Origin of the sequence: Nocardia sp. NPDC050712 (assembly GCF_040654295.1) — a bacterium.
Taxonomy (GTDB): domain Bacteria; phylum Actinomycetota; class Actinomycetes; order Mycobacteriales; family Mycobacteriaceae; genus Nocardia.
In genome coordinates this window covers 37,245-60,193 of sequence record NZ_JBFAHT010000004.1, presented here as the reverse complement: position 1 = coordinate 60,193, position 22,949 = coordinate 37,245, and the positions used below count along the sequence as shown (strand labels likewise).

The window sequence follows — 22,949 nt, the reverse complement described above, 5'->3', positions numbered from 1 at the left end:
GCCCCGATGTGCTCGAGGAGTTTCCCGATGACGACGTCACGCCCGATCCGTGCGGTGGCCATGGCGGGGGCTTCGGCTCTGCTGCTGGCCCTGGCCGCATGCTCCGAAGCCCGCGTGCCGGAATCGAATTCGCCGCCCGCGCCGCCGCCACCGCGGTGGGGGGCCTGCCCGGCCGAGGTCGCGGCCGACGCGCCGCAGTTGCAGTGCGGCACCGTGCAGGTCCCGTTGGACTATGCCGACCCGGACGGCCCCCAAATCGAGGTGGAGATCTCCAGGCTGGCCAGCACCAAGCCCGAGCAGCGGCGCGGCGTGCTGCTGTTGCATCCCGGCGGCCCGGGCGGTTCCGGGTTGGCCCTGGCGAATCTGCTGGTGTCGAAGGGACTGCCGAGCAGCGTCCTGGACAGCTACGACCTGATCGGCATGGACACCCGCGGCATCGGGCGCTCGGCTCCGGTGAGCTGCCGATTCACCAACGACCAGGAGTACTACGGCAATATCCCGCCCTACGCGCCCGACGACGCCACGGTGACCACGCAGGCGACCCTCGCCCGGGAGGTCGCCGAGCGCTGTGCCGCCGGCGCCGGTGACGGGCGGCTCGCCCAGCTGAGCACCGCGAACATGGCCCGCGACCTGGACCAGATCCGGGCCGCGCTCGGCGAGCGGAAGGCCAGCTATCTGGGCTACTCCTACGGGTCCGCCCTCGGCGCCGCGTACGCGGCGATGTTCCCCGACAGCACCGATCGGATCGTGCTGGACAGCAATATCGGCGATACCCACCTCGATCGGGACGGCCTGCGGCGCTACGCCATGGGCATGGAGCTGGCCTTCCCGGACTTCGCGAAGTGGGTCGCCGAACGGCACGAGGTCTACGGGCTGGGCCGCACCCCCGAGGAGGTGCGTCAGCGGTATCTCACCCTCGCCGGCCAACTCGACAAGGCGCCCGTCGCCGGCGTCGACGGGGCGGTGTTCCGCTTGAGCACCTTCGTGGCCCTGTACAGCCCCGGCTCCTACGACCAGGCGGCCCGCGCCTGGATGTCGTTGCAGGGCACGGGGGAAGCCGCGCCCGAGCCCGCGCCGCCGGCCGAGCCGTCGGCCGCCTCGCCGCACGACAACACGTGGTCGGTCTTCCTGGCGGTGACCTGCAACGACGTCGAATGGCCGCACGACGATGCCACCTATCGCCGCGCCGTGACCGAGGATCGCGACCGGTACCCGCTGTACGGCGCGGCGTCGGCCAACATCAATCCGTGCGCCTACTGGCAGCACGGTCCCGCCGAGCCGCCGGTGCGGATCAGCGCCGACGGACCGCGGAACGTGCTGATCGTGCAGAACCAGCGCGACCCGGTCACCCCGTTGCGCGGTGGTGAGTTGCTGCGCGAGAAGTTCGGCGAGCGGTCCCGATTGGTGAGCGTCGACGCCGGCGGGCACGGTGTCTACATCCTCGGCGGCAACCCCTGCGCGCGCGACACCGTCACCGGCTATCTGGTCGACGGGAAGCTGCCGGACGACACCACCTGTCCGGCCGCCTGACGCCCGTTGCGGATCACCAATTCGGCACCCGAACGCTGTGACAAGACAGCCTCGGCAGGCCCGATTCCGGTGACTAGCATCATCTTTCGTCAGCTAGTGCGGTGGGGCGGGGCCCGGTCGTCACGTTCGAACCGTTGCCATGGAGGACGCCATGCGCGCCGCCACCCAGGATGCCCGGACCGCGGCATCGCCACCCGCCGAACTCGCGCCGCTGGCGTGGCGCGAACTAGCGGTTCTCATCGGTCTGCTCGCGGTGCTGCTGACCGTGCGGCTGGGCCGCTACCCGTTCTGGGGCGACGAGCTCTATCTCGTCCCGGTCGGGCGGCGGCCGTCCTGGGGGTTCGCCGATCAGGGACCGCTGGTTCCGGCGCAGGCCGCGCTGTCGGATCTGGTGGCCCCCGGTTCGGCTGTGCTGCTTCGCCTTCCGGTGGTGGCGCTGACCCTGGCGACGGTGCTGCTGGCCGCGCTCATCGCCCGCGAGCTGGGCGGCGGGCGCGCGGCCCAGCTGATCGCCGCGCTCGCCTACGTCTGCACGCCGTTCGCGGTGCAGCAGTCGGCGGCGCTGAGCACCTTCGCCTATGACGCGGCCCTGGTCTCGCTGCTCGGCTGGCTGCTGATCCGGTGGGTGCGCACGCGCCGGGACCTGCTGCTGCTCGCGGCGGGTGTGGTCGCGGCGGTGGACTTCCAGGTCAAATGGATGGTGCCCGTGGTCTGGGCGCTGCTGGGGCTCGGCGTGTTGCTGTGGGGGCCGCGCGCGGCGTTGCGGCGACCGGCCCTGTGGGCCGGGTCGGCGATCCTGGTGCTCGCGACGATTCCGGCGCTGCTGTGGCAGTCCGAGCACGGGTGGCCGCAGCTCGCGATGCCCGCCGAGATCCGTTCGGAGCAGACCAGTATGGCCGTCGGCGGCCAGCTCGCCTCGTTCGTCCGGGAGCTGATCCTGACCACCGGACCCGGCGGCATCCTGCTGCTGATCGGCATCTGGGCGGTGGCCCGGTCCGAGCGGCTGCGGACCTATCGCTTCCTGCTGCCGCTGGGCGTCGTGCCGCTGATCGGCGTGCTGGTCGTCGGCATCCGCCCGTACTACCTGGGCGACGGCTTCGCGATCTTCTACGCGGCGGCCGCGGCGCAGCTCGCCGGCGACGAGTTCCGCGGCTGGGTCAAACGACTGCTGTCGGCCTATCTCGCGATCGGCGTGGCGGTGGTCGTGGCGGCCGTGTGCCTGCTCCCGCTGCCGCAGTCCTGGTTGCGCACTCCGGTGATCCGCAACGGCGACATGGCGGTTCGGGCCCAGTTCTTCGGGCTGCACGGCTGGCCGCAACTCGTCGAAACCGTCGAGGACGCACTGGCCGCGCTGCCCGCGGCCGACCGCGCCGCGACCGTCATCATGACCCAGAACTACTGGCAGGCCAGCGCGCTGGACGTGCTCGCCCGCACCGACCTCCCCCCGATCTACAGCCCCAGCCGCGGCTACGGCTACTTCGGCCCACCCCCCGACACCGCCACCCGAATCCTCTACCTCGGCGGCGACAGCCTCGCCCCAACCCTGGCCACCCACTTCACCACCGCCACCCCACTCGCCCGCCTGGACGACCCCACCGGCTTCCAGGGCGTCAACTACGGCATCCGGATCTGGTACTGCACCAACCCGATTCACCCCTGGTCACAGACCTGGCCGGAGCTGATGTCGCTGCGCATCGAACACGGCAACTGATCACTTCGCCGCCGCGTCGGCGAGGGCGCGAAAGGCGTGCAGCGCCTCGCCCATGTGCTCCTCGGAGTTCAGATCCTCGCTGGTCTTGACGATCACGATGCCGGATCGTGGTGCGACGTAGATGAATTGGCCGAGGATGCCGACCGCGGTGTAGTCGCCGCGGTCACCGTCGCCGAGCCACCACTGATAGCCGTAGCCGTAGGCGTTCTCCGCCGCTTCGGGCTTGTCCGGGCGCAGGCCGCCGGGGCGCAGGTAGGGCTCGACCGTGTGGGTGGAATCCTGGACCCACACCCGGGGCACGACCTGCCGGCCCCCGGCCTCGCCGTGGCGCAGGTACAGCAGGCCGAAGCGGGCGAAGTCGCGGACGGTGGCGTGATAGCAGCAGTAGCTGATCGCGTTGCCCTGGTAGTCCTTGCCGAGCAGGCCCGCGGACTGCATGCCCGCCGGTCGCCAGATCCGTTCCCGCACATAGTCCGCCAGCGGCAGGCCGGTCGCCTTCGTGACTACCCAGCCCAGCACGAAGGTGTCCATGGAGTCGTAGTTCCAGGCCGTGCCCGCGGGCCGTTCGCGCTGGATGGCCCGCGCCTGATCCGGGAGCGAGGTGCCGGCGACCATGCGGAGGGTGGTGGCGGTGGAGCCCTTGGTCGGGTCGGCGTAATCGGTTTCGTCGTAAACCGTGCCCGAAGCCATGTGCAGGACGTCGCGGATGCTGACGCCGGCGTAGCCGCTGCGCGCCAGCTCGGGCACGTACGTGGTCACCGGATCATCGATCGAGGCGATGCGGCCCTCGGCCACCGCCACGCCGACCGCGGCGGAGGTGATCGACTTGCCGACCGACCACGAGTTGAACAGGCTGGTCGCGGAGTAGCCGGCGAAGTAGCGCTCGTCCAGGATCTGGTTGTCCCGCAGGACCAGGAAGCCGCGCGTCGAGGACCGCCGCAGGAAGTCGCGGACGGTCCGGGTCTGCCCCTGATGGACATAGGTCGCGTCGAGTTCCCGGAGTTCTCCCGTGATCAGCGGTTCGGGTCGGTCCGACGCCGCCAGCGGGTCGGTCCGATAGAAGGGGATATGGGGTAGTAGCGGCAGGGGCAGTGCGCCCGGCTGCGCATGCGCCGGAACAATGCCCAGCCCGGACAGTACCGCCGCCGATACCGCGACGATCAAGGTGCGCTTCATCTTTCGATCTCCGTTCCGCGTGAGCTGCCGGAATGCAATCATCGATCACCAGTGGTGTCAACAGTGGTGACTATTGCTGCCGGTATGCTTGCGCGGTGCCGGACTCCACGCCCGCCCCTGCTAGAAAGCGCCGCGCGCGCGGGCATCTGACTCCCGATCGCATCGTCGAGGTGGCGATGGGGATCATCGAGCGTGACGGCTCCGAGGCGCTCACCTTCCGGCGCCTGGGCACCGAACTCGGCGCCGACCACACCGCGGTGCTGCGGCACTTCCGGAACAAAGACGAACTGATGCTGGCCCTGGCGGATCGCCTGATGGCCGAGGCGCTGTCCGGCATCACGGTCAGCGACGACTGGCGTGCCACCCTCACCGAACTCGCCCAGCGCATCCGCCTGGCCTGCCGTGCCCACCCCCACGTCGCCCTCGCCGTCTCCGGCCGCACCGGGCGCCGCGAATCCGAATTCGTCGGCGCAGAGATCGTCATCGGCGCCCTGCTACGCGCCGGCCTGCGCGGGCGTGAAGCCGCCTCCTGTTACCGCGCCCTGGTCGAGGTGGCGCTGTCCTACTCGGCGATGGAAGCCACTCTGCTCACCCTGCCCCCCGAAGCTCTCGCCGGTGACCGCGAAGCCTGGGGCCGCGAATACCTGGCCCTCCCCCCGGACCAATACCCCAACATCGCCGCCGTCGCCCCCCACCTCGCGGAGGTCGACAAGGAGGACCAGTTCGAGATCGCACTCGGGTTGTTCCTGGACGCCATAGAACTTCGCGCCCAACGGGTTTGAGGGTCGTTCGACCGTCAGCCGAGTTTTTCGGTCAGGGCGACGAGGATGCCCTCGGGACCGCGGATGTAGCAGAGGCGGTAGCTCTGTTCGAACTGGCCGATCTCGCCGACGGGGTCTGCGCCTTTGGCGCGCAGGCGCTCGAGGACCTCCTCGAGGTTGTGCACGGCGAAGGTGACAGACCGGAGGCCCAGCGTGTGCACCGGCGCGCGGCCCGGTTGGCTCGCGACCGCCGGCGGTGCGATGAACTGTGTCAGTTCGAGTTTGCCGTGGCCGTCCGGGGTTCGCATGGTCGTGCCGGTGACCTGGAGGTCGGTGAGCCCGAGGACTCGGTCCGCCCAATCGCCGCGCACCGGCGTCGGGTTGTCCGGCTTCAGCCCGAGCTCGAGAAAGAATTCGATCGCGGCCGGTAAGTCTTCGACCACGAGACCTACGCGGTCCAGCAAGGGCGGCCGGGGTTCGGGTTCGAAGGTCAGCAGGTTGACCCCGGTGCTCATGAAGGCGATGAACGCCAGTGGGATGAGGACATCTGCGTCGACGTAGTGAATCTCGCCGAACTGCTCGGCATAACGTGCGTGCAACAGCCAGAAGATCAGCCGGGCGGCCCCGCAGGCCGCGAGACCGATCCCGGCGAGAATGACGATGCCCCACCGGGTCGGAGCCCGGAACTGGCCGAAGACGAAGGTCGCGATGAGAATCCCGGTGAACGGTGAGCCTGGAATCCCGTTGGATCCGGCCACGATGAACGTCTGTGCCCCGATGCCGAGGCCGAGCAGGGTGTACCAGAACACACTCACCGTTCGGGTGCGCGGCTCACGCAGTCGCTTCGCGCCGCGTTCGTTCACCGCCCATTTCGAGAGTCGTTCCGACCCTTCCCATTCCGGCAGCCGGTTGTTGATAAGACGCGCGACCCAGAAGCCGAACTCGCAGACCAGGATGCCGGTCTTGCCCAAGAAGATCAGCCAGCCGCCCGTGATCGCGTACAGCAACACCATGCGTAGCACCAGCAGTGCGGCCCCGGCGGAGACCACGCAGAGCGGGAACTCCCAGTACCCGACGCTGGTGCTCACGCCATACAGTGACCACGCCACGACCGCGACGACGAAAATATCCGAGAACGCGATGAAGTGTGCCGTGCTGCGCGGATCCAGATCCCTGCGGGGCCGACCGGTTTTGGTATGCGTGCTCATGTGCTGCCGGCGCTCCTGGCGATCCTCAGATGCTCCTCGATCAGGTGAACCGTGCAGGCAACGCACAGTGCGCTACCGGCGATCGCGGTCAGCGTCGCCGCCACGCTCGCGCCGGCGAACCACAGCAGTCCCGAGGCGAACAGGCTCAGCGACCAGATCCGATGCAGGACCGGAGCTTTCAAGACGATATCGCTGCGCCGGTAGGAACCTAGCGCCACCGGTAGTGCTGCCAGACTGCACGCGCCGACCAGTAGCGCCGGGACGAGGAACCAGGCCGAATGGATCGCGGCCGCCAGGAACACCACCACCACGGTGGTGCGGTCGATGAGGCTGTCCAAGCCCCGGCGTTGCGCGTCGTCGCCGTGCGCCGAACGACGGGCCGCGCTGCCGTCGAGCAGATCGACCAGCACGAACAGCGTGAGAGACGCGGCCCCGAGCAGCCGCTGATCCACCAGCACACACCCCGCGACCCCGATCGCCAGCGGAATCCGCGCCCAGGTGAGCAGCATCGGCAGATCGGCCCGATGCTGTTGCCCCGCAATGGTCCGGACCGTGGTGGTGGCAGTAGGTGAGGTCATCGGATTCTCCGCCCTGTTGCGCCCCGAAACTCTGGTCGTGGCATGCAGTCGCAGCGTAATGACGAGGCTCGGCCGCACCGCCGTTTTAGCCGAGATCGGAAGCCGTCAGTAGTGCCGGGAACGGCGATTTGGTTGCAGGGACCAAAAATGGAGTGAAATCTGTCGGCGGGCCCCGTAGCGTCATCGAAATGAGCAGTAGTCCAAGAGAAATCGCCACGGAGAACGAGCAGATCGCTGATCGTGGGGGGTATCGGACGGCGCGGGGCGTCGAGGTCGAGATCGGGGTGTTGCTGGCGGCGGCGCGGGTGGGGACGGTGTCCTATGCGCCCGAGGCTGACGTCAGTGGGGGTGAACAGGGGGCGTTCCGGGGAGCGGTCGAGGTTACGGGGGAGGGGAGTGTGCAGGCGGCGCGGCGGTTGTATCGGGACGGGGGAAGTTCGGTCGGGGTGCTGAATTTCGCGTCCGCACGGAATCCCGGCGGCGGATATCTGCGGGGCGCGCGGGCGCAGGAAGAAGATCTGTGCCGCAGCGCACTGCTGTATCGGTGTCTGCTGGAGGCGCCGGATTATTATGCGGCGCATCGGGGTTCGAAGGATCTGCGCTACAGCCACCGGGTGATCTTCTCGCCCGCCGTGCCGGTGATCCGCGACGAGGACGGCGCGCTGATCGCCGACCCGTATCCGGTGGCGTTCCTGACCTCGCCCGCACCCAACGCGGGTGAGCTGCGCAAACAGTCGGGGCGCCCGGTGCCGGTGCGCACCGAGTTGCACGAGCGCGCCGCCCGGGTGCTGGCGGTCGCGGCCCGGCACGGCGTGCGGGAGCTGGTGCTGGGCGCGTGGGGGTGCGGTGTCTTCCGCAACGATCCGGCGGAGGTGGCGGCGGCTTTCGACGCCGCCCTGCGGGTGCACGGGGCCGCGTTCGAGCGCGTGGTGTTCGCGGTGTGGGGCCGCGAGCCGGTGACGGCGAATCGCACCGCGTTCGAAGCCTGTTTCGGGGGCTAGGGCGTCTCCGCGCCCACGGCGCGGCGGGTGTTGCGGGCCCGGCGCAACGCGTCGGTGGTGAAGATCGCGAGGGCGGCCCAGATGAGGGCGAACCCGGCCCAGCGGGACGCGGGCATCGGTTCGTGCATGACCGCGACACCCCAGGCCATTTGCAGTGCCGGCGTGAGGTATTGGAGCAGGCCCATGGTGGAGAGCGGGACCCGCTGCGCGGCGATGGCGAACAGCAGCAGCGGCACCAGGGTGACCGGGCCGGTGGCCAGCAGCAGGCCGGTATGGGCGGGGCTGGAGACGAATTCGGTGCGCCCGGACAGCGTCAGGTAGGCGATGAAGGCCACGGCGAAGGGCGCCGCCACGATGCCCTCGGCGGCGATGCCGTGCAGCGCGTCCAAGCGGATGACCTTCTTCACCAGCCCGTAGGTGGCGAAGGAACAGGCCAGGATCAGCGCGATGTAGGGCGGGCGGCCGTAGTCGACGGTGAGCACCACCACGGCGAGCGCGCCGAGGGCCAGGGCCGACCACTGCGCCCGGGTCAGGCGCTCCCGGAAGAGCACGACGCCGAACGCCACCGTCACCAGCGGGTTGATGAAATACCCGAGCGCGCACTCGACCACGTGCCCGCTCAGCACGCCGTAGACGTACACACCCCAGTTCAGTGACAGCGCGAACGACGCGACGGCCGCGAGCCGCCAGGTCTTGGCGTCGATAGCGGCCAGCCCGCGCAACCGCCCGGCCACGGCCAGCACCAGCAGCACCACGACCAGCGTCCACACGATGCGCTGCGCCACCACCTCGACCGGGTCGGCGAAGGCGAGCAGGCCGAAGAACGCCGGGAACAAGCCCCAGATCAGATACGCGCCGGCCCCGAACGCCACCCCTGGAGCCGATCCGATTCGCCGCACCAGATCACGCTACTGCGCCGCCGACGCGTGGTCATCCCATAATCCGTCGACTCGCTCCGCGCGGCATGAAGCCGGTCGAATCACGACACGCCTTAGGCTGGCGGGCATGTCGATCACCGCGCAGGCAACCGATGCCACCGGACTCACCGCGGCGGAGGTGGAAGACCGCCGCCGCGACGGGCGCACCAACGATGTTCCGGACCGGGCCAGCCGCTCGGTGCGCGACATTGTGCGCGCGAACGTCTTCACCCGGATCAACGCCATCCTCAGCGTGCTCTTCGTGCTGGTGCTGGCCACCGGGTCCCTGATCGACGGCATGTTCGGCCTGCTCATCGTGGCCAACAGCGCGGTCGGCATCATCCAGGAGGTGCGCGCCAAACGCACCCTGGACCAGCTCGCGATCGTCAGCCAGGCCAAGCCGACGGTGCGCCGCGACGGCAAGGCCACCGAGATCCCGCCGCGCGAGGTGGTACTCGACGACCTGATCGAACTCGGCCCCGGCGATCAGATCGTGGTCGACGGCGAGGTCGTGGAATCCGCCCAGCTCGAGGTCGACGAGTCGCTGCTCACCGGCGAGGCCGACCCGGTCGACAAGGCGCAGGGCGCGACCGTCATGTCCGGCAGCTACGTGGTCTCGGGCAGCGGCGCCTACCGCGCCACCAAGGTCGGCAAGGACGCCTACGCGGCCAAGCTGGCCGACGAGGCGAGCAAGTTCACCCTGGTGCACTCCGAGCTGCGCAGCGGTATCGACAAGATCCTGAAGTTCATCACCTACCTGCTGATCCCGGCCGGTCTGCTGATCATCTACAACCAGTTGTTCTCCAGCGGTGAGTCCTGGCGGCCCGCGGTCACCGGCATGGTGGCGGCGCTGGTGCCGATGGTGCCCGAGGGCCTGGTGCTGATGACCTCCATCGCCTTCGCCGTCGGCGTGGTGCGCCTGGGCCGGCGCCAGTGCCTGGTGCAGGAGTTGCCCGCGATCGAGGGTCTGGCCCGCGTGGATGTGGTGTGCGCGGACAAGACCGGCACGCTCACCGAGAACGGCATGCGCCTGTCCGACATCAAGATGCTCGATACCAACGGCGACGGCGCGATCGACGAGGACGAGGTGCGCAAGGCGCTGGCCGCGATCGCCGCCAACGACCCGCGCCCGAACGCCAGTGTGCAGGCGATCGGCGAAGCGCTGCCGGACGGGCCGGGCTGGCAGCAGACCGCCAACGCGCCGTTCTCCTCGGCGAAGAAGTGGAGCGGCCAGTCCTATGGCGAGCACGGCGACTGGCTGCTCGGCGCGCCGGACGTGCTGCTCGATTCCGGCTCCGACGATGCTCGCCAAGCCGAGGAACTCGGTTCCTCCGGCCTGCGCATCCTGCTGCTCGGCCGCAGCGACCGCCCGGTCGACGCCCCGGACGCGCCGGGCACGGTCCGGCCCGCCGCGCTGGTGGTGCTGGAGCAGAAGGTCCGGCCCGACGCTCGCGAAACCTTGGAATACTTCGCCGACCAGAACGTCTCGGTGAAGGTGATCTCCGGCGACAACGCCGTTTCGGTGGGTGCGGTGGCCGCGTCGCTGGATCTGCCCGGCGGCGCCGACGCCATCGACGCTCGAAAGTTGCCGGAGGGCCAGAAGGAGCTGGCGGACGCCCTCGACGAGCACACCACCTTCGGCCGGGTCCGCCCGGACCAGAAGCGCGCCATGGTGGGCGCGTTGCAGTCCCGCGGCCACACCGTCGCGATGACCGGTGACGGCGTGAACGACGTGCTGGCGCTCAAGGACGCCGATATCGGCGTGGCCATGGGCGCGGGCAGCCCGGCGACCCGCGCGGTGGCGCAGATCGTGTTGCTGGACAACAAGTTCGCCACTCTGCCCTATGTCGTCGGCGAGGGCCGGCGGGTGATCGGCAATATCGAGCGCGTCTCGAATCTGTTCCTCACCAAGACCGTCTACTCGGTGCTGCTGGCGTTCCTGGTCGGCGTGGCCGGTATCGGCTCGCAGATCTTCGGCTACGAGCCGCTCGGCTATCCGTTCCTGCCGCGGCACGTCACGATCGCGGCCTGGTTCACCATCGGCATCCCGGCCTTCATCCTCTCGCTCGCCCCGAACAACGAGCGCGCCCGCACCGGGTTCGTCGCACGGGTGATGCGGCTGGCGATCCCGTCCGGCGTGGTGATCGGCGTGGCCACCTTCATCGCCTACCTGATCGCCTACGAGGGCCCGGACGCGTCCGAAACCGAACGGGTGCAGGCGAGTACGACGGCGCTGATCACGCTGATCATGATCGCGGTGTGGGTGCTGGCGCTGGTGGCACGGCCCTACGTGTGGTGGAAGCTGGTGCTGATCGGCGCGTCGGTGCTGGCCTACGTCTTCCTGTTCACGATGCCGTTCACCCGCGAGTTCTTCAAGCTCGACCCGTCGAACGTGCGGCTCACCACGGCCGCCTTCGTCCTGGGTGCGATCGGTATCGTTCTGGTCGAGCTGGCCTGGTGGGTGACCGCGAAACTGCGTGGCGGGCAAACGCATCCGACGCCGGCGGGGCCCTGATCGCCTACTGGACATTCGTCCCGCCGCGCCCACGAGAAGCCTTGTGCGCAAGGGTGATTGGGGGTTGGAGTACCTTCAGCGCTTATGGAGGTATTGCTGCACCAGATCGACGCGTTCGCGGACGCACCGTTCTCGGGCAACCCGGCCGCTGTCATGCCGTTGCCGGGTTGGTTGCCTGACAAGTTGCTGCTCGACTTGGCGCGGGAGAACAACCTGGCCGACACGGCTTTCTATACCTCGCACTTACCCCCGGAGGCCGGGCCGCCGCCGGGCGACGGGCCCGCCTTCCACCTGCGCTGGTTCACCCCCACCGTGGAGGTGAACCTGTGCGGCCACGCCACCCTGGCCAGCGCCGCCCAGATCCTGGAAGACATGTATCCCGGCCTGGACGAGGTGAACTTCTACACCCGCAGCGGCTGGCTGCGCGTCGAGCGCACCGACGACGACGAGTACGTGCTGGACCTGCCCGCCCTGCAATCCACCGAGGTGGAGCCGGATCCGGCGCTGGTGGCCGCGCTCGGCGTGCGCCCGGTGCGCGCCTACACCGGCTTCGACGAGATCCTGGTGCTCGGCTCGGAAGCGGAGGTCCGCGCCGCCACACCGGATTTCGCCGCTTTCCCGCCGTTGCGCTTCGACGCCGTCATCACCGCGCTCGGGGACAGCTCCGACATCGTCTCGCGCGTCTTCGGCCCGGCCCTCGGCGTCCCCGAGGATCCGGTGACCGGCTCGGCCCACGCCCAGCTCGTCCCGCTGTGGTGCCGGGAACTCGGCCGTGACAGCCTCACCGCCCGTCAGCTCTCCCAGCGCGGTGGCTCGTTGCGCGGTGAGCTGCACGGCGATCGCGTGTTCCTCTACGGTCGCTGCCGCCGGTATCTCGACGGGGTGGTCACCCTTCCGGATTGACCTGGTGGATGCGGCGCGCGCGTCCCGTGCGCCGCATCCCGCTCAGCTCGTGCGGGTGACCAGGCCTGCTTCGTAGGCGGCGATGACCAGTTGCACGCGGTCGCGGGCCAGCAGCTTCGCCAGGATCCGGCTGACGTGCGTCTTCACCGTAAGCGGGCTCACCACCAGGGTTTCCGCGATCTCGGCGTTGGTCAGCCCTTTGGCGACGAGCACGAGGACATCGAGTTCGCGCTCGGTGAGCGCACCCAGGTTCGGCCGCGGTGCCGGATCGGGAACCGCGCGGACCCGGGCGATCACGGTCGCGGTGGCACGCGGCGACAACAGTGCCTCACCCGCGGCGACGGTGCGAATGGCTGCCAGCAGCGCGGCCGGCTTGGTGTCCTTGATGAGGAACCCGCTGGCTCCCGCGCGCAGCGCGGCCAGCACATTGTCGTCGGTGTCGTAGGTGGTGAGCACCAGCACCCGCACCCCCGCCAGATCCTCGTCGGCGGCGATCGCCGTGGTCGCGGCGATCCCGTCGAGATCGGGCATCCGGATATCCATCACCACGACATCCGCCCGCTCACTGCGCGCCAATTCGACTGCCGCCCGGCCGGTCCCGGCCTCGCCGACCACCTGCATGTCCACCGCGGACTCGACCAGCATGGCGAACGCCCCGCGCACCAGGGCCTGATCGTCGGCCAGCACCACCCGGATCACCGAGCATCACCCGCGGCCGCGGCGCTCGGCACCGCCGCTGTCCGAGTGACATCGGCGCGCAGCCGCGCCGCGGTGTTGTCGCCGCCGGTAGGAGCCGTGCCGCCGGGCCCCTTTGCGGGGAGACCCGCGGTGACCACGAATCCGGCACCGGAGCCGTGCGCGTGCGCATACCCGCCGATCGCCTCGGCCCGCTCGATCATCCCGCGGACCCCGAATCCGGGTGTGCCCGTGCCGAGTCCGCGACCGTTGTCGGTGACGGTGATGAGCAGGGCCTCCGGCCGATAGTCGAGGAGCAGGGTCACCTCGGTGGCCGCGGTGTGTTTGGACACATTGGTGAGCGCCTCCTGGATGATCCGGTAACCCACCATTTCGACGGTGGCCGCGAGGGTGTGGACGTCGCCGGTGGTCTCGAAACGCACGCGCAGACCGGCGGATTCGGCGAGCGCGACGAGCGCGGGCACCTGGGCCAGGCTCGGCAGGGCGGCGCGGGATTCGCCCGGCGGCGCCCGCAGTACACCCACCGTCGCCGTGAGTTCGGCGCGCGCGTCGGCGCAGGCGCCGGTGATGGTGTCCAGCGCGCCCAGCACGGTGGCCGGGTCGGCGCGGCGTTCGGTGAGCAGATGCGCGGCCACCCCGGCCTGCACCTGGATGACGGTGATCGTGTGCGCCAGCAGATCGTGCAGGTCGCGGGCGATGCGCAGGCGCTCCTCGGCGACCTGCCGACGGGCCTCCTCGTCGCGGGTGCGTTCGGCGCGTTCGGCCCGGTCGAGCACCTCGGCGATGTAGGCCCGGTGCAGGCGGACCGCTTCGCCGGCCACGCACGCCAGCACGATCCATCCGATCGCGCCGAAAGCCTCGAGCGCGACGTTCTCGTCCCCTTCGCCGGAGGTGATGATCCCGGCCAAACCGAAGGCGATCACCGCGACGACCATGACGGTCGTCCGGCGCCGATTGCCGTACCGGGCCACGGTATAGAGCGCGACGATGGTCGCCGGCACGATCGCCTCGTGCGGAAACTCGCTGGCGTGGTAGGGAATCGCCACCACCAGGTGGGCTATGAGCACGGGCACCGGGGCGTAGGTGCGGGCGATCAGCGGCAGCGTGCCCAGCGCCAGCAGCACCGCGCCGAACACCGTCAACTCGCGCACGATCGTGATCAGCTGGGCGGCAGTCAGTTCGGCGATCAGCAGCAGCACCGTCAGCACGCCGTCGCCCCACCACTGGCGCGCTCGTCTTCGCTCGGTCCCCATTCCAGCCATTGTCCGGCAGCGCGGTGCCCGGCGCGTACTCCGCGCGGAGTATCCCCAACAGCGTTCCGCGGGCGGACGTTTCCGGTCCGGATTCCCGCGACGCTGCTCTCATGTCCGGAACAAGGAGACAGTGATGGGGATGAAGACCAGGGCGTGGCTGCTGATCGGATTGTGGATCGCGGTACTCGCCGCGCTCACGCCGTTCGCCGGCAGCCTCGACGATGTGAAGTCCGACCGGGAAACCGACTACCTGCCCGCCGCCGCGCAGTCCACCCGGGCCGCCGAACTGGAGACGACGCTGCCCGGCGGCACCTCGAACGTCTTTCTCGTGGTGTACGAGCGAGACGCCCCGGTGACCGACGCCGACCGGGCCACGGCCACCGCCCACTACGCGACACTGCGCGCGAAGTTCGGCGCCGAGGGCGGGCCACCGCAACCACTGACCGCCGCGGACGGCCGGGCCCTGATGTATCCGGTGCTGGTCGACGCCTCGCACGGCGAGACCGCCGGATACATCGAGGAATTGCGCGCGCTGGTCGCCGACCGCCCGGCGGGTCTGCGCGCCGAGGTCACCGGACCCGGTGCGCTACAGGCGGATTTCGAGGGCGCGTTCGAAGGCATCGACGAACGCCTGCTGCTGGTCACCGCGCTCGTGGTGACGGTGATCCTGCTGCTCACCTATCGCAGCCCCCTGCTGTGGCTGGTGCCGCTGCTCTCGGTGGCGGGCGCGAACATCGCCTCGATGGCGGCGGTGTACGGGCTGGCGAAGCAGTTCGACGTCACCGTCAACGATCAGAGCGCGGCGGTGCTGACCATCCTGGTGTTCGGCGTCGGCACCGATTACGCGCTGCTCATCGTGGCCCGCTATCGCGAGGAGCTGCATCGTCGCCAGGAGGTAGCGGGTGCGATGCGGGCGGCGCTGCGCACCTCGGTGCCCGCGATCGCCGCGTCGGCGGCGACGGTCAGCCTGGGCCTGCTCTGCCTGCTGGCCGCGGACATGAACAACGCCGCCGGAATGGGCCCGGTCGGTGCGGCCGGAATCGTGTGCACGCTGCTGGTCCTGGTGACGCTGTTCCCGGCCCTGCTGGTGGTGTGCGGACGCTGGATCTTCTGGCCGCGAATCCCGCACGTGCGCACCGAGATCGCGCCGCGGGCGACGCTCTGGGATCGCATCGGCGCGAGGATCGCGCGCCGGCCGGTGGTATCGGCGCTCGCCTCGGTCGCGGTGCTGGGCCTGCTGAGCCTGGGCCTGCTCGGCAACACGGCGTCGCTGTCGCGGGCAAATCAGTTCGTCCAGACACCCGAATCCGTCTCGGGGGCAGCGACACTCGCCGCGCACTTCCCGGACCGGGCCGGTACGCCACTACTCGTCATGGCGCCCAACGGTTCCCGGGACGCGGTGCTGCGCGCCATCGAAGCCGACCCGGGCGTCGGCGCGGCCGAAGCGGGCCGGACCGGGCCGGAATTCGCCGAGATCACCGCCATACCCAGGGATCCGGCGGACTCCCCGGCCGAATACGCCACGATCGAACGGCTCCGCATCGCACTGCCCGGCCTCGCGCCCGGCACGGTCGTCGGCGGCCCCAGCGCCTCGAATCTCGACATTGCCGCGGCCTCGGATCGTGACCGCTGGGTGGTGATCCCGCTGGTGCTGCTGGTGGTGACGATCGTGCTGGGCCTGCTGCTGCGCTCCATCGCCGCCCCGGTCGGGCTGGTGCTCACCGTGGTGCTGTCCTTCGGATCCGCCTTGGGCGCCAGCGTTTTCCTCTTCGAGCACCTCTTCGGCTTCCAAGGCCTGGACTCCGGCTTGATCCTGCTGGCGTTCCTGTTCCTGGTCGCGCTCGGCGTCGACTACAACATCTTCCTGGTCAGCCGGGCCCGGGAGGAAGCCGTCGAGCACGGCACCCGCGCCGGGATGCTGCGCAGCCTCGCGGTCACGGGCGGCGTCATCACCTCCGCGGGCATCGTCCTGGCCGCCACCTTCGCGGTGCTGGTCACCCTGCCGCTGGTGTCCCTGGCCCAGGTCGGCTTCGCGGTCGCGTTCGGCGTCCTGCTGGACACTCTGCTCGTCCGCTCCATCCTGGTCCCCGCGCTCACCCTGATCGCGGGTGGCCGCGTCTGGTGGCCCTCCCGGCTGCCGGAACCCACCCCGTCCGCCACATCCCGCCACCCCGAACTGCTCCCGCTGTAGGCAGGGCGGTATCGAAATCCCCTGGCACGTCGATCGCATCGAGTGAGAACCAAGAGAACCCGGAACTGTCGGCGGCATCGCGCGAGAAGCGACCGCCACCAGTTCCGGGTGATCTTGTGGGTTACCGGCTGGGGAGCGGGCCGTCGTCGGGGACCGGGCCGATGACGCCCTCGGCTTCCGGGAGCAGCGGGGTGACGGCGAAGCGGCCGTCGACCGCGTCGGCCGGTAGCGCCTCGACGGCGCGGATGTCGGTGGCGGGGACCAGATTCCGCAACTGGGGGAGGGTGGCCCGGACGACCAGGCCGACGGTGCACGCGCAGCCCGCGCGCAGGCGGGCGATGGAGATCTCGGTGACGCGCAGGGTGCGGTCGTCGACCACGCCCAGCCCGCGGTCGTGATCGAGCTGAGCTTGCAACTGCCAGGCCGCGTTGCCGGCCGAGGCGACGGCGACCGCATCGCCCGCGGGCACCCCGACGGTCACGAGCGGCGTCTGCACCCGGGGCAGCGGAACCCGGTGCAGCACTTGGCCGATGCGTAATCCGGCACTGTGCGCCGGGATCTCGGCGGGTGCGAGCTCCCGGCGGAACGACACCAGCGCCCAATGCTCGGCGGTATCGGCACCGCCGAGCGAGGCCGTAGCCCGCGCCAGGTAATCGGCGACCGTCTCACCCTGCTCCGGCCCCAGCCGATCGGTGCCGACACCGAGCGGCCGCGGCGGATTCAGCGCGCCCAGCGTGACGATCAACGCCGCGGCCCCGACGGCGACCACCCCGGACAGCAGCCCGCGGCGCAGCGCGGACCGCGGCTCCGAAGTGTCTGCCGTGCGGGGTCTTTCAGGCATTGCGCAGGACGTCCAGCGCGTTCTTCAGGTCATCCGGGTATTCGGACTCGATCTCCAGCCACCGGCCGTCGGCCGGGTGGTGGAAGCCCAGCGTCTTCGCGTGCAGCCACTGCCGTTCCAGCCCGAGCCGGTCGGCCAGGCGGGGATCCGCGCCGTAGGTGAGGTCACCGCAGCAGGGGTGCCGGATCGCCGAGAAGTGCACCCGGATCTGGTGCGTGCGACCGGTTTCCAGGTGGACGTCGAGCAGGCTCGCGGCCTGGAACGCCTCGATCGTGTCGTAGTGCGTGACGCTGGGCCGCCCGTCCGCGGTGACCGCGAACTTCCAGTCGTTGCCCCGCGCCCGCCCGATCGGCGCGTCGATGGTGCCGCTGGACGGATCCGGATGGCCTTGCACCAGCGCGTGATACCGCTTCTCCACGGTCCGTTCCTTGAACGCCCGCTTCAGCACCGTGTACGCGTGCTCGGACTGCGCGACGAGCATCACCCCGGAGGTGCCGACGTCGAGCCGGTGCACGATGCCCTGGCGTTCATGCGCGCCCGAGGTGGAGATCCGGTAGCCGGCCGCGGCCAGCCCGCCCACCACGGTCGGGCCGCTCCAGCCGACACCGGTGTGCGCGGCCACGCCGACCGGCTTGTCCACCGCCACGATGTCGTCGTCGGCGTAGAGAATGCGCATCCCGTCCACCGGCGCGACCTCGATGGCCAACTCGCGCTTGGGTTCCGGGAACTCGACCTCCAGCCAGGCGCCGCCGACCAGGCGATCCGACTTGCCCGCGGCCACGCCGTCGAGTTGCACCGAGCCGTCCGAGGTGAGTGCGGCGACCGCGGTGCGCGAGAGCCCGAGCAGCCGGGACAGGCCCGCGTCCACCCGCATTCCGTCGAGCCCGTCCGGCACGGGCATAGACCTGGTCTCCCTCATACGGTCTTCTCCTCGCTCGTGGTCTCGGGCACTTCCTGGTCCTCGTGGCCGTGCCGGGTCCCGTCGGGTTCGAAGCCGAAGACTGTCAAGACGACCAGCAGGATCGCACCGCACACGATCGCCGAGTCGGCCACGTTGAACACCGGCCACCAGCCGATCGCGACGAAGTCGACGACGTGGCCCTGCAGCGGGCCCGGCGCGCGGAACAGGCGGTCGGTCAGATTGCCGAGCGCACCGCCCAGCACCATGCCCAGCCCGATGGTCCACCACAGCGAGCGCAGCGTGCGCCCGATCCGGATGACGCCGATCACCACACCGGCCGCGACCAGCGTCAGCAGCCAGGTCATGCCCGTGGCCATGGAGAACGCCGCGCCCGGGTTGCGGACCAGCGAGAACCGCGCCCAGTCGCCGATCAGGTAGTACGGGTCACCCGGGGTCAAATTCGCGACCGCGATGGTCTTGGTGAGCAGATCCAGCCCCAGCAGCACGACGGCGATCAGTAGCAGGGTGCGCAACCGCCGCGGCGCGGGGTCGGGTTCGGGCACGGGCAGCGTCGTCTCGTCGTTCGGTGGCAGGTTGTCCTCGGGCGGCCGGTCGTCACTCACGACGATCATCATCTCTCAGTCCCCTATACCCGATACACCGCGGCCTCCGCGCAGGCGTGTTCGGCCACTTATTCCGATAGCTCAAAGCCGCCACTCAGGAAGCGGTCGTACGCTGTCGGTTGTGACGGTGTTGTCTTCCCCCCACGCCCCCCGGGTCGCTCGCTCGGGTGTGCTGCTCGTGGTGCTCGCGCTCGGGCTTTCGGCGTTCACTGTCGGTTGCGCCGACGACGGTGACACGGCGGCCGTTTCCGACGGCACCGAACCGCTCGGCATCGGGAAGGAAGTCACCGTCCCGATTTCCGAGGCCGCGGCCACGCTGATCTCCGCGGGCGAGGAGCCGCGCGCGATGCTGCGTCCCAGCTACGCGGCGGGCACCACCCAGCAGGTGACCTTGCGTACCGAGCACCGGATCCAGCAGCAGATCAACGATCAGCCGATGCGCGATTTCTCGACCGCGCCGCTGACCATTCCGATGACGGCGCAAACGAATTCCGACGGCTGCGATCTGACCCTCGGCTCGGTTACCAGCACCGATCCGGCGCTGAACAAGGCGCTCACCGCCGCCGACGGCTCGCACGCCGGTTTCGAGTTCAGCGACGACGGCGCCATCACCGCGCTGCGCCTCGCGCCCTCGCCCGATACCTCCAACGCCGCGCGCGCCGCGCTGGAACAGGCCTTCTACCAAGCGGTCTACCGGTCCATCATGTTCCCGGACGAGCCCGTCGGGCAGGGCGCGGTGTGGACGGTGCACCAGGAGGTCGACGGCGGCGTCACCCTCGATCAGGTGACCACCGCGACCCTCACCGAGCGCGACGGCAACCGGCTCGTCATCGATCTGAACGTCACCCAGGTGCCGAAGTCGAAGGTGTGGTCGCTGCCCAACAACACGGGCACCCTCGACATCCAGGACTATGTGATGCAGGGGCAGGGCACCATCACCGTCGATCTCGGCTTGCCGCTGCCGGTGTCGGGGATGATCTCCGTCGGTGGTCATCAGGCCTACAGCGATCCGCACAGCCAGAGCAATCTGCAGCAGACGATCACCACGCAGGTCTCGTGGACCGAGTGAACAAGGGGTTCGGCCTGGTCCTGGTAGGCGCCGCCCTGGCGGCCGGTTGCGGCTCGGACACCACCGAGGACACCCCGGCCCCGCCCGCCTTCGGCCCGGTCGTCGCCGCGGCCCCCGCCCCGGGCACCCCGATCGACAACTCCGACGTCCTGCTGGCCCGGCTGCTCGACCCCGCCGATCTGCCCGCCGGTTTCACCCCGTCCGGGACCTCGCGCTCCGCGGACCTCCCGCTGGGTGACCCGCCGCCGACCGACCCGGCCGGGTGCGAGCAGGTGATGACCCCGCTCGGCGAACAGCGCCCGCAGGCACGCGCCTGGAACTTCATCGGCTACAACGGGCCCAACTTCTCCAGCATCGACATCGACGCCGCGAGCTACCCCACCGACCAGATCGGCCCCGCGTTCGCCGCCGTCCAGCAGACCCTGCGTGGCTGCACCGCCTACTCCGGTACCGACGCGGACAAGACCCGCATCGACTTCCGCCTGGGCGGGCTCGAGCAGCCGCCCGCCGGGGACGCCATCACCTCCTTCCAGCTGCGCACCTCCAGCGACGGCATCACCCTGGTGACGCTGGTGTCGCTGGTGCAGGTGGGCAATACGCTCGCGCAGGTGGCGGTGACCGGGCTGGACGCCGTCGATCCGGGCGTGCTCACCGCGGTGACCGCCGCCCAGGTGCGCCGCCTGAGCTAGATCATCGGGTCGAACCGGCCATTTCGCCCGGGCTCGGGAATAGGCTCGCAGCTGTTCCCATCATTGACTCGACCGGAGGTCTCTCATGTCCGATGTCAAGCCTGTTCCCGATGGCTACCCGGCGGTGTCGCCGGGTCTGGCGGTCGACGGCGCCGCCGCCGCGATCGACTTCTACAAGCACGTGTTCGGCGCCTCGGAGCGGATGCGCATGCCCCGCCCGGACGGCAAGATCGCGCACTGCGAGCTGACGCTGGGCGACTCGCTGATCATGCTGGGCGACCCGGAGCCGGAAATGAACTTCCTCGACCCGAAGACGGTCGGCGGCACACCCGTCAACATCTACGTCTACGTCGCCGATGTCGACGCCGCGTTCGCCGCCGCCCTGCAGGCCGGGGCCATCGAACTCACGCCCTTGACCACCCAGTTCTACGGCGATCGCAGCGGCGCGTTCGAGGATCCGTGGGGCCACCGCTGGACCGTGGCCACCCACGTCGAGGACGTGCCGCCCGAGGAGATGGACCGCCGGATGGCGCAGGCCTTCGGCGACGCCTAGCCCTCGACGATCGAATCACCCTCCACCCGGACGCTTTTCGACTTCAGCGGGCGGGTCGCGGGGCCGTTCGCCACGGTGCCGTCCAGGTTGAACTTGCTGCCGTGGCAGGCGCAGTTGATGGTGCCGCCGGCGATCTCGCTGACCTTGCAGCCGGCATGCGTGCAAGTGGTGTCCAGCCCGACGAAGGTGCCCGCGCTGGGCTGCGTCACCACGGTGCTGCCGATGATCTTGCCGCCGCCGACCGGAATGTCGGCGGTCTTGGCCAGGCCACTCGGCCCGGCCGCCCCCGGCTGCGCGGGCTCGGTGGTCGCCGGCGCGGGGGAGTCGTCCTTGCCGTAGGTGGTGCAGGCGGCCAGCGTCGCGACGGTCGCCAGGGCGCCCGCCCCGGCCACGACCGCGCGGCGGTTCACATCAGTGCTGGTCATAGGTGTGATCTTTCGGTTAGAAGGTCAGGCCGTTGTTGAGGAAGAACCACAGCGCCGAGGTCAGCCAGACGAAGGTCAGCCCGCTGAACACCACGCCGCCCGCGAGCGGAATCACCCAGCCGGGCAGGCCTTTCCGGGTGAGCAGCAGCATCTTCGCGACGAACGCGCCGTAGAAGAAGCAGCCGAACAGCGAATGCAGCAGGACCCGGGTGGTCGAATCCTGGTAGCCGAGGGCGTAGAGGCAGTGCACCGCGACCGGGACGCTGGCCAGCACCGCGAGGCGCCCCGACCAGACGTGGGCGGGCCCGGTCCAGGAGGCCTGGGCCAGCGGGCGGATCTTGCCGTAGAGCGCGGCCGCGGAGAACAGCTGGAACAGCGCCAGCACGAACGCCAGCGTGGCCAGCCAGGTCTTCACCGCCGTCGGGCTGGAGAACCCGGCCACGTTCACCGAGAAGAACCGCGGCTCATGGACTTTCGCGTACACCCCGAGCAGCACCGCGACCGCCGCACCCACCAGCAGCGGGAGCACGATGGCCGCCGGGCCCGCGGGCCGCACCCGCCGGACGGTTGGCGCGTTCGGATCAGCCGACACTGTCACCACCACTAACCTTGGTCGCGGTTATCTTCTTGCCGTTCACGACCGCGGTCGCGTCGGAGTTCAGTGGCGCCGCGGGTGTGGTGGCGCCGTCCGCGCCGCGCTGCACGCCGGTGACGGCACCGGTCCCGTCGACGATCCAGCTCTGCCGGACCCCGCCCTCGTTGTAGACGTACAACCCGGCGGGCGGCGTGACCGGCAGCGCCGAGAACTCCCACTGCTTGCCGCCGATCGAGAGGTTGCCGTTCACCGCCTTGCCGTCGAAGTTGCCGGTCAGGGTGGCGTCGTTCTTGCCGGTCAGCTTGAGCGTGCCGTTGGTCGCCGGGCCTTGCAGCCAGGACTCGATGGTCTTGCCGTCGCAGGCGTAGGCGATCGCCTTCTCACCCTCGACGGTGATCTCCAGGGTCATGGTGCCGCCCGCGGCGAGCGGAATGGTGGCGACGTAGTCGGCGGCGGCCGGGAACGGCGTCGCCTTCGGCGCCGTCGTGGTCGGCGCGGCGGTGACACTGGAGGTGGCGGGGCCGGAATTCGGCTGCGCGGTCGAGGGTTCGGTGTCCTTGGACATATTGACGACCAGCAGGACCAGACCGAGCACGGCCACCGCCGCCAAGGTCAGCCACGGCCCGAGACGTTTCATAGGAGCTCCACTGTCGTTGCCGGACAGCTGCATCCGGCCCTCAGCGTGCCGAATCCACCTGTTTCGCATTGTGTACGTGGCAGTGGGCGCCGATGGTTCAAACGGACATTCGCGGCGGGGCTGCTACGGCGTGTTGCGCTTCGCCGACGCGCGTCGCCCCCGCGAGACGGGAAGAG

22 protein-coding genes are annotated in these 22,949 nt (G+C 69.9%); 10 read left to right on the top strand and 12 right to left on the bottom strand.

The genetic code is table 11. The features are described from left to right. Positions 1-27 precede the first annotated feature (27 nt). A complete protein-coding gene (locus AB0H76_RS28400) occupies positions 28-1,530 on the top strand; it encodes an alpha/beta hydrolase (RefSeq protein WP_357330042.1) in 1,503 nt (500 codons plus the stop codon). A 151-nt stretch (positions 1,531-1,681) separates the two neighbouring features. Then, entirely contained in the window at positions 1,682-3,241 is a 1,560-nt protein-coding gene (locus tag AB0H76_RS28395; protein ID WP_357330040.1) for a glycosyltransferase family 39 protein, read from the top strand. Here AB0H76_RS28395 and AB0H76_RS28390 read toward each other — a convergent pair whose 3' ends face one another. Beyond that, a complete protein-coding gene (locus AB0H76_RS28390; protein ID WP_357330038.1) occupies positions 3,242-4,417 on the bottom strand; it encodes a serine hydrolase in 1,176 nt (391 codons plus the stop codon). 95 nt (positions 4,418-4,512) lie between these two features. Here AB0H76_RS28390 and AB0H76_RS28385 point away from each other — a divergent pair, with 95 nt between their 5' ends. After that, positions 4,513-5,199 (top strand): TetR/AcrR family transcriptional regulator, encoded by a 687-nt coding sequence (locus tag AB0H76_RS28385; RefSeq protein WP_357330036.1) that lies wholly within the window; start codon positions 4,513-4,515, stop codon positions 5,197-5,199. A gap of 14 nt (positions 5,200-5,213) precedes the next feature. Here AB0H76_RS28385 and AB0H76_RS28380 read toward each other — a convergent pair whose 3' ends face one another. Both AB0H76_RS28380 and AB0H76_RS28375 read right to left on the bottom strand, forming a co-directional pair. Beyond that, on the bottom strand, positions 5,214-6,386 hold the full coding sequence (locus AB0H76_RS28380; protein WP_357330034.1) for a VOC family protein: 1,173 nt from the start codon (positions 6,384-6,386) through the stop codon (positions 5,214-5,216). After that, positions 6,383-6,964 carry a CDP-alcohol phosphatidyltransferase family protein gene (locus AB0H76_RS28375; protein ID WP_357330032.1) on the bottom strand — a complete coding sequence of 194 codons (582 nt, stop codon included), beginning with the start codon at positions 6,962-6,964 and terminating at the stop codon, positions 6,383-6,385. Before AB0H76_RS28375 ends, AB0H76_RS28380 begins: the two co-directional genes overlap by 4 nt. A 188-nt stretch (positions 6,965-7,152) precedes the next feature. On the opposite strand from AB0H76_RS28375, the gene AB0H76_RS28370 reads away from it, so the two are divergent. Further along, positions 7,153-7,965, top strand: coding sequence for a TIGR02452 family protein (locus tag AB0H76_RS28370; RefSeq protein WP_357330030.1), 813 nt, complete (start codon positions 7,153-7,155; stop codon positions 7,963-7,965). Here the strand turns inward: AB0H76_RS28370 and rarD are convergent. Beyond that, a complete protein-coding gene (rarD, locus tag AB0H76_RS28365; RefSeq protein WP_357330028.1) occupies positions 7,962-8,864 on the bottom strand; it encodes an EamA family transporter RarD in 903 nt (300 codons plus the stop codon). The two genes, AB0H76_RS28370 and rarD, sit on opposite strands and share 4 nt — an antisense overlap. A gap of 106 nt (positions 8,865-8,970) precedes the next feature. On the opposite strand from rarD, the gene AB0H76_RS28360 reads away from it, so the two are divergent. Both AB0H76_RS28360 and AB0H76_RS28355 read left to right on the top strand, forming a co-directional pair. Next, a complete protein-coding gene (locus tag AB0H76_RS28360) occupies positions 8,971-11,397 on the top strand; it encodes a cation-translocating P-type ATPase (protein ID WP_357330026.1) in 2,427 nt (808 codons plus the stop codon). Between the two features lie 84 nt (positions 11,398-11,481). Continuing rightward, positions 11,482-12,300, top strand: a complete 819-nt coding sequence (locus AB0H76_RS28355) for a PhzF family phenazine biosynthesis protein (RefSeq protein ID WP_357330024.1) — start codon at positions 11,482-11,484, stop codon at positions 12,298-12,300. A gap of 42 nt (positions 12,301-12,342) precedes the next feature. On the opposite strand, the gene AB0H76_RS28350 is transcribed toward AB0H76_RS28355, so the two are convergent. After that, positions 12,343-12,999: a response regulator transcription factor gene (locus AB0H76_RS28350; protein ID WP_357330022.1), complete on the bottom strand. Its 657-nt coding sequence runs from the start codon at positions 12,997-12,999 to the stop codon at positions 12,343-12,345. Further along, positions 12,996-14,249 carry a histidine kinase gene (locus tag AB0H76_RS28345; RefSeq protein ID WP_357330020.1) on the bottom strand — a complete coding sequence of 418 codons (1,254 nt, stop codon included), beginning with the start codon at positions 14,247-14,249 and terminating at the stop codon, positions 12,996-12,998. The genes AB0H76_RS28350 and AB0H76_RS28345 overlap by 4 nt, the downstream gene beginning before the upstream one ends. Positions 14,250-14,388: 139 nt before the next feature. Between AB0H76_RS28345 and AB0H76_RS28340 the strand changes: the two genes are divergently transcribed. Next, a complete protein-coding gene (locus AB0H76_RS28340; protein WP_357330018.1) occupies positions 14,389-16,440 on the top strand; it encodes an MMPL family transporter in 2,052 nt (683 codons plus the stop codon). Positions 16,441-16,561: 121 nt separating this feature from the next. Here AB0H76_RS28340 and AB0H76_RS28335 read toward each other — a convergent pair whose 3' ends face one another. The 3 genes from AB0H76_RS28335 to lspA are packed head-to-tail and all read right to left on the bottom strand — an operon-like array spanning position 16,562 to position 18,817. Next, a complete protein-coding gene (locus AB0H76_RS28335; RefSeq protein WP_357330016.1) occupies positions 16,562-17,281 on the bottom strand; it encodes a hypothetical protein in 720 nt (239 codons plus the stop codon). Then, a complete protein-coding gene (locus tag AB0H76_RS28330) occupies positions 17,274-18,200 on the bottom strand; it encodes an RluA family pseudouridine synthase (protein WP_357330014.1) in 927 nt (308 codons plus the stop codon). The genes AB0H76_RS28335 and AB0H76_RS28330 overlap by 8 nt, the downstream gene beginning before the upstream one ends. Next, on the bottom strand, positions 18,197-18,817 hold the full coding sequence (lspA, locus tag AB0H76_RS28325) for a signal peptidase II (protein ID WP_357330012.1): 621 nt from the start codon (positions 18,815-18,817) through the stop codon (positions 18,197-18,199). Before lspA ends, AB0H76_RS28330 begins: the two co-directional genes overlap by 4 nt. A gap of 115 nt (positions 18,818-18,932) precedes the next feature. Between lspA and AB0H76_RS28320 the strand changes: the two genes are divergently transcribed. The 3 genes from AB0H76_RS28320 to AB0H76_RS28310 all read left to right on the top strand — a co-directional run bounded on the left by AB0H76_RS28320 (position 18,933) and on the right by AB0H76_RS28310 (position 21,116). Further along, positions 18,933-19,874 (top strand): hypothetical protein, encoded by a 942-nt coding sequence (locus AB0H76_RS28320; RefSeq protein WP_357330902.1) that lies wholly within the window; start codon positions 18,933-18,935, stop codon positions 19,872-19,874. Then, complete coding sequence (locus tag AB0H76_RS28315; protein ID WP_357330010.1) at positions 19,871-20,563, top strand: hypothetical protein; 693 nt, start codon at positions 19,871-19,873, stop codon at positions 20,561-20,563. The genes AB0H76_RS28320 and AB0H76_RS28315 overlap by 4 nt, the downstream gene beginning before the upstream one ends. Positions 20,564-20,648: 85 nt before the next feature. Beyond that, complete coding sequence (locus tag AB0H76_RS28310; protein WP_357330008.1) at positions 20,649-21,116, top strand: VOC family protein; 468 nt, start codon at positions 20,649-20,651, stop codon at positions 21,114-21,116. Here AB0H76_RS28310 and AB0H76_RS28305 read toward each other — a convergent pair. The 3 genes from AB0H76_RS28305 to AB0H76_RS28295 are packed head-to-tail and all read right to left on the bottom strand — an operon-like array spanning position 21,113 to position 22,773. Beyond that, a complete protein-coding gene (locus AB0H76_RS28305) occupies positions 21,113-21,541 on the bottom strand; it encodes a Rieske (2Fe-2S) protein (protein ID WP_357330005.1) in 429 nt (142 codons plus the stop codon). The genes AB0H76_RS28310 and AB0H76_RS28305 overlap by 4 nt on opposite strands. A gap of 16 nt (positions 21,542-21,557) precedes the next feature. Further along, positions 21,558-22,133, bottom strand: a complete 576-nt coding sequence (locus tag AB0H76_RS28300) for a DUF6529 family protein (RefSeq protein ID WP_357330901.1) — start codon at positions 22,131-22,133, stop codon at positions 21,558-21,560. Further along, positions 22,123-22,773 (bottom strand): hypothetical protein, encoded by a 651-nt coding sequence (locus AB0H76_RS28295; RefSeq protein WP_357330003.1) that lies wholly within the window; start codon positions 22,771-22,773, stop codon positions 22,123-22,125. Before AB0H76_RS28295 ends, AB0H76_RS28300 begins: the two co-directional genes overlap by 11 nt. Between the last annotated feature and the right edge of the window lie 176 nt (positions 22,774-22,949).